This is a genomic window from Herbaspirillum sp. B65 (assembly GCF_000333555.1).
GTDB classification, from domain to species: Bacteria; Pseudomonadota; Gammaproteobacteria; order Burkholderiales; family Burkholderiaceae_D; genus Herbaspirillum; species Herbaspirillum rubrisubalbicans.
Genome location: NZ_BADI01000798.1, coordinates 1 through 4,305, shown reverse-complemented (window position 1 = coordinate 4,305; position 4,305 = coordinate 1). Strand labels below are relative to the sequence as shown.

Genomic DNA, 4,305 nt, shown 5'->3' with positions numbered 1-4,305 from the left:
GCAGGGCGCTCAGGGCAAGACGCGATACCGGTCGGGATGACGGGCCACCACGTCCAGCGTGGACACGCCAATGGAACCGGTGGCGCCGAGAATACTGATGGACTGCATGGAATTTCCAGGAGGAAAGCGGCGGCTCAGGCAGCCGCCAGCCAGAGGTCGACCAGCGCTGCCAGCGGCAGCACCGGGATGAGTGCGTCGATGCGATCGAGTACGCCGCCGTGGCCGGGCAAGAGATTGCTGCTGTCCTTCATGCCGGCACGGCGCTTCAATTGCGACTCGAACAGGTCACCCACCACGCTGGCCACTACCATCAGGGTCAGGATGCCGACGAAGCCGCCCCAGCCCCAATGGCTGTAGAGGTGATACTGGAAGGTCTCGCCGCCGCTCATGGACATGGCCACCGCTGCCGACATCACCAGCACGGCCAACCAGCCGCCGATGGCCCCTTCCCACGACTTGCCGGGAGAAATGCTGGGCGCCAGCTTGTGGCGACCGAAACCCTTGCCGGAGAAATAGGCCCCGATATCGGCCACCCACACCACCGCCATCACCGACAGCAGGTACACGGGCGAATGCCGGAACAGATCGGCGATGGCCACGAAGCAACCCAGGATGGAAAGCATGTAGGTGCCATTGAGCAGGCGGTTGCCGAACGCTTCCACCTTGGGCAAGCCCATTCCCAGCGCCGGTATGAAGCGTAGCGCCCACAACAGCACGCACAAGACGTAAAGCGAGCGCACGCTGGGCAAGCCACTGAAGAAAAGGATCACGCTGAACACCAGCGTCCAGACGGCCGCCCACAGCGTCGGGCGCGGGCTCTTGAAGAGGCGGAAGCATTCCCAGGCACCAGCGGCGAAGAACACCAGCGCTGCCATGGCAAAGGCCGGGAAGTAACCCAAATACAGGATGGGCAACAGGATTGCCACCAGATCAACGCCGTGATGACACGCGTCTTGAGCATCAGGAAGCCTTTTTCTGGTCCAGCACCTGGGCGCTGGTGCGCCCGAAGCGGCGCTCGCGTTGTGATAGGGAGCCGATGGCCTGATCGAGCGCCTTGGCATCGAAATCGGGCCAGAAGGTCTCGGTAAAATACAGTTCGCTATAGGCCAGTGNCCACAGCAGGAAATTGGAGATGCGCTGCTCGCCACCGGTACGGATGAAGAGATCGGGCTCGGGAGCGTAGGCCATGGCCAGGTAAGGGGCCAGCTCTTCTTCGCTGTAGTCGGTCACGCCCGGCTTGTCCTTGACCATCTTCGAGACCGCCTGCATGACATCCCAGCGCCCGCCGTAGTTGGCACAGACAGTAAGCGTCAGGCGGCTGTTGCCGGCAGTCTGGGCCTCGGCCCTGGCGGCCATTTCCTGCAATTTGGGATCGAAACGACTCATATCGCCGACGATCTTGAGGCAGATGCCATTGCTGGCCATCTTGCCCACTTCGCGCTCCAGCACCGTCATGAACAGGCGCATCAGCACCGACACCTCATCGGCAGGACGGCGCCAGTTCTCGGAACTGAAGGCAAACAGGGTCAGGAATTCGATGCCGCGTTCGGCGCAGGCCTCGACGATGGACCGCACCGCATCCACCCCCTTGGCATGTCCCGCCACGCGCGGCAGAAAGCGCTTGGTCGCCCAACGACCGTTGCCGTCCATGATGATGGCAACATGGCGCGGAACCGCGGAAGTCTCCGGAACCGCAAGAGTTGAGCTTTGATGCTTCATGAAAATAATTTATTGCATTGGCGTGCATGGGACAGCGAAGCGCATCATGGTAGCGGGCCGCAGCGGCTTTGACAAACCGTCTGGCCGCACCACCTCGTTGCACCCCCTTCCCACGCACATTTTTTTGTCTTTGACTTGTCGTGCTGCGCGGCTGCCATGGCCGCCGCGCCTGGGTCCTGCAGGCCTGCTGCCCGGCCGGACGGCTTACACCGTCATCACTTCCTTTTCCTTCTCGGTGACCATCTTGTCGATGTCAGCGACGAACTTGTCGGTCAGCTTCTGGATCTCGTCCTGGCCGCGACGCTCATCGTCTTCCGAGGCGACCTTGTCCTTGACCAGCTTCTTCAAGCCTTCATTGCCTTCACGGCGGATGTTGCGCACCGCGATCTTGGCATCTTCGGCTTCGCTCTTGACCAGCTTGACCATTTCCTTGCGGCGCTCTTCGGTCAGCGCCGGCATCGGCACGCGGATCAGGTCGCCGTGGGTGGCCGGGTTCAGGCCCAGGTCGGCTTCACGGATGGCCTTTTCGATGACGGCAGCCATCTTCTTTTCGTAGGGCTGCACACCGATGGTGCGGGCATCGATCAGGGTCAGGTTGGCGACCTGCGACAGGCCGGTGGGCGAGCCGTAGTATTCGACCATGACCTGGTCCAGCAGGCCGGTGTGGGCACGGCCGGTGCGGACCTTGGCCAGGTTGGCCTTGAGGGTTTCGATGGACTTGGCCATCTTCTGTTCGGTATTTTTCTTGACGTCAGCGACACTCATGCTGCTCTCCTAACTTTGGTGCAATAACTTGGCTTGTCTTGATGGCAAATGCCTGAAAGAGGGGCATTGTAAACGGGAATGCCGGCCTGCGGCCGGTTTCTGCGCTGCAATATGACTCAGACGTGAACCAGGGTGCCTTCGTCTTCGCCCATGACCACGCTCTTCAATGCGCCTGGCTTGACGATGGAGAACACCTTGATCGGCAGCTTCTGGTCGCGGCACAGCGCGAAGGCGGTGGCGTCCATCACCTGCAGATGCTTGGAGATGGCTTCATCGAAGGAAATCGACTGGTAGCGGGTAGCCGAGGGTCCCTTCTGGGGTCGGCGGTATAGACGCCGTCGACCTTGGTGGCCTTCAACACGATCTGGGCACCGATTTCCGAGCCACGCAGGGCGGCGGCGGTGTCGGTGGTGAAGAAGGGATTGCCGGTACCGGCGGCAAACACCACGACCTTGCCTTCTTCCAGGTACTGCAGCGCCTTGGGGCGCACGTAGGGTTCGACCACCTGTTCGATGCCGATGGCCGACATCACGCGTGCGGTCAGGCCAGCCTGGCGCATGGCATCGGCCAGGGCCAGCGAGTTCATCACGGTGGCCAGCATACCCATGTAGTCGGCGGTCGCACGATCCATGCCCTGGGCGCCCGGCGCCACGCCGCGGAAGATATTGCCACCACCGATCACGATGGCCAGTTCCACGCCCAGTTTGCTGATTTCTGCTACATCCGCGACCATGCGTTCGATGGTCGCGCGATTGATACCATAGGCGTCGTCGCCCATGAGTGCTTCGCCGGAGAGTTTGAGGAGTACGCGCTTGTAAGCTGGTGTTGTCATTGCAGGGCTCCGTGTTCTTTCCGAGGTTGAATTACGTATTGACGCGTCGGCACTTGCTGTGGCCCGACGAAATGGCGCGCTTTCGTCATCAGGGTGAAGCCCGAACGCTTGAGGGGATGACTGCTGCGCCCTACTCTATTTCATTTCTATTGACCGCTGATACTTCTTGTACTTCCGTCACTTCTGGTATCGCTGATGCTACAGATGCAACTGCTGCCGAAAGTTCCCGAAGGTTCCAGGAAGCCAGCTTAAAAAAACGGGCCTCTCGGCCCGTTTTTTCTTGCGACGCTTACTGAGCTTGTTTCGCTGCAGCCACTTGCGCTGCCACTTCGGCGGCAAAGTCGTCCTGCTTCTTCTCGATGCCTTCGCCCACCACGTACATGGCGAACGACTTGACGGTGGTATTGGCCGCCTTCAACATCTGTTCGACGCTTTGCTTGTCGTTCTTCACGAAAGCCTGGTTGAACAGCGACACTTCCTTCAGGAACTTCTGCACCGAACCGTCCACCATCTTGGCGACGATATCGGCCGGCTTGCCCGATTCTGCAGCCTTCAGGGCGGCGACCGAACGTTCCTTTTCGATCAGGTCGGCCGGCACTTGCTCGGCCGACAGGGCGACCGGCTTCATGGCGGCGATGTGCATGGCCACGTCCTTGCCCACTTGCTCATCGGCACCGTCGAACTCGACGACCACGCCGATGCGGGTGCCGTGCAGGTAGGAAGCCAGCTTGCCGCTGGTTTCGAAACGCTGGAAGCGACGGAAGGACATGTTTTCGCCGATGCGGCCGATCAGTTCGGTACGCAGTTCTTCCAGGGTCTTGCCGTCGGGCAGCTTGCAGGCGCCCAGGGCAGCCACGTCGGCCGGGTTCTGTTCGACCACCAGCTTGGCAGCGGCTTCGACCAGACCGATGAACTCATCGTTCTTGGTCACGAAGTCGGTTTCGCAGTTCACTTCGACCAGCGCGCCGACGTTGCCAGCGATGTAGGTC

General features: G+C 60.9%; 3 protein-coding genes and 3 pseudogenes. All 6 read right to left on the bottom strand.

The features are described 5' to 3' along the window. Nucleotides 1-18 precede the first annotated feature (18 nt). A pseudogene (locus I5W_RS30170) lies at nucleotides 19-108 on the bottom strand (hypothetical protein); the annotation flags it as partial. 26 nt (nucleotides 109-134) lie between these two features. Further along, nucleotides 135-961, bottom strand: a pseudogene (locus I5W_RS19105) (phosphatidate cytidylyltransferase). Continuing rightward, on the bottom strand, nucleotides 961-1,719 hold the full coding sequence (uppS, locus tag I5W_RS19100) for a polyprenyl diphosphate synthase (protein WP_083893586.1): 759 nt from the start codon (nucleotides 1,717-1,719) through the stop codon (nucleotides 961-963). Before uppS ends, I5W_RS19105 begins: the two are co-directional and overlap by 1 nt. A gap of 204 nt (nucleotides 1,720-1,923) precedes the next feature. After that, complete coding sequence (gene frr, locus I5W_RS19095; RefSeq protein WP_017451064.1) at nucleotides 1,924-2,484, bottom strand: ribosome recycling factor; 561 nt, start codon at nucleotides 2,482-2,484, stop codon at nucleotides 1,924-1,926. A gap of 116 nt (nucleotides 2,485-2,600) precedes the next feature. After that, a pseudogene (pyrH, locus tag I5W_RS19090) lies at nucleotides 2,601-3,316 on the bottom strand (UMP kinase). Nucleotides 3,317-3,605: 289 nt separating this feature from the next. Beyond that, nucleotides 3,606-4,305 (bottom strand): translation elongation factor Ts (tsf, locus tag I5W_RS19085; RefSeq protein WP_044530409.1); only part of this gene is annotated, 700 nt, incomplete at its 5' end.

Excerpts from the sequence above, each read along its gene's own strand:
- frr (WP_017451064.1), bottom strand. The coding sequence starts at position 2,484 with ATGAGTGTCGCTGACGTCAAGAAAAATACCGAACAGAAGATGGCCAAG.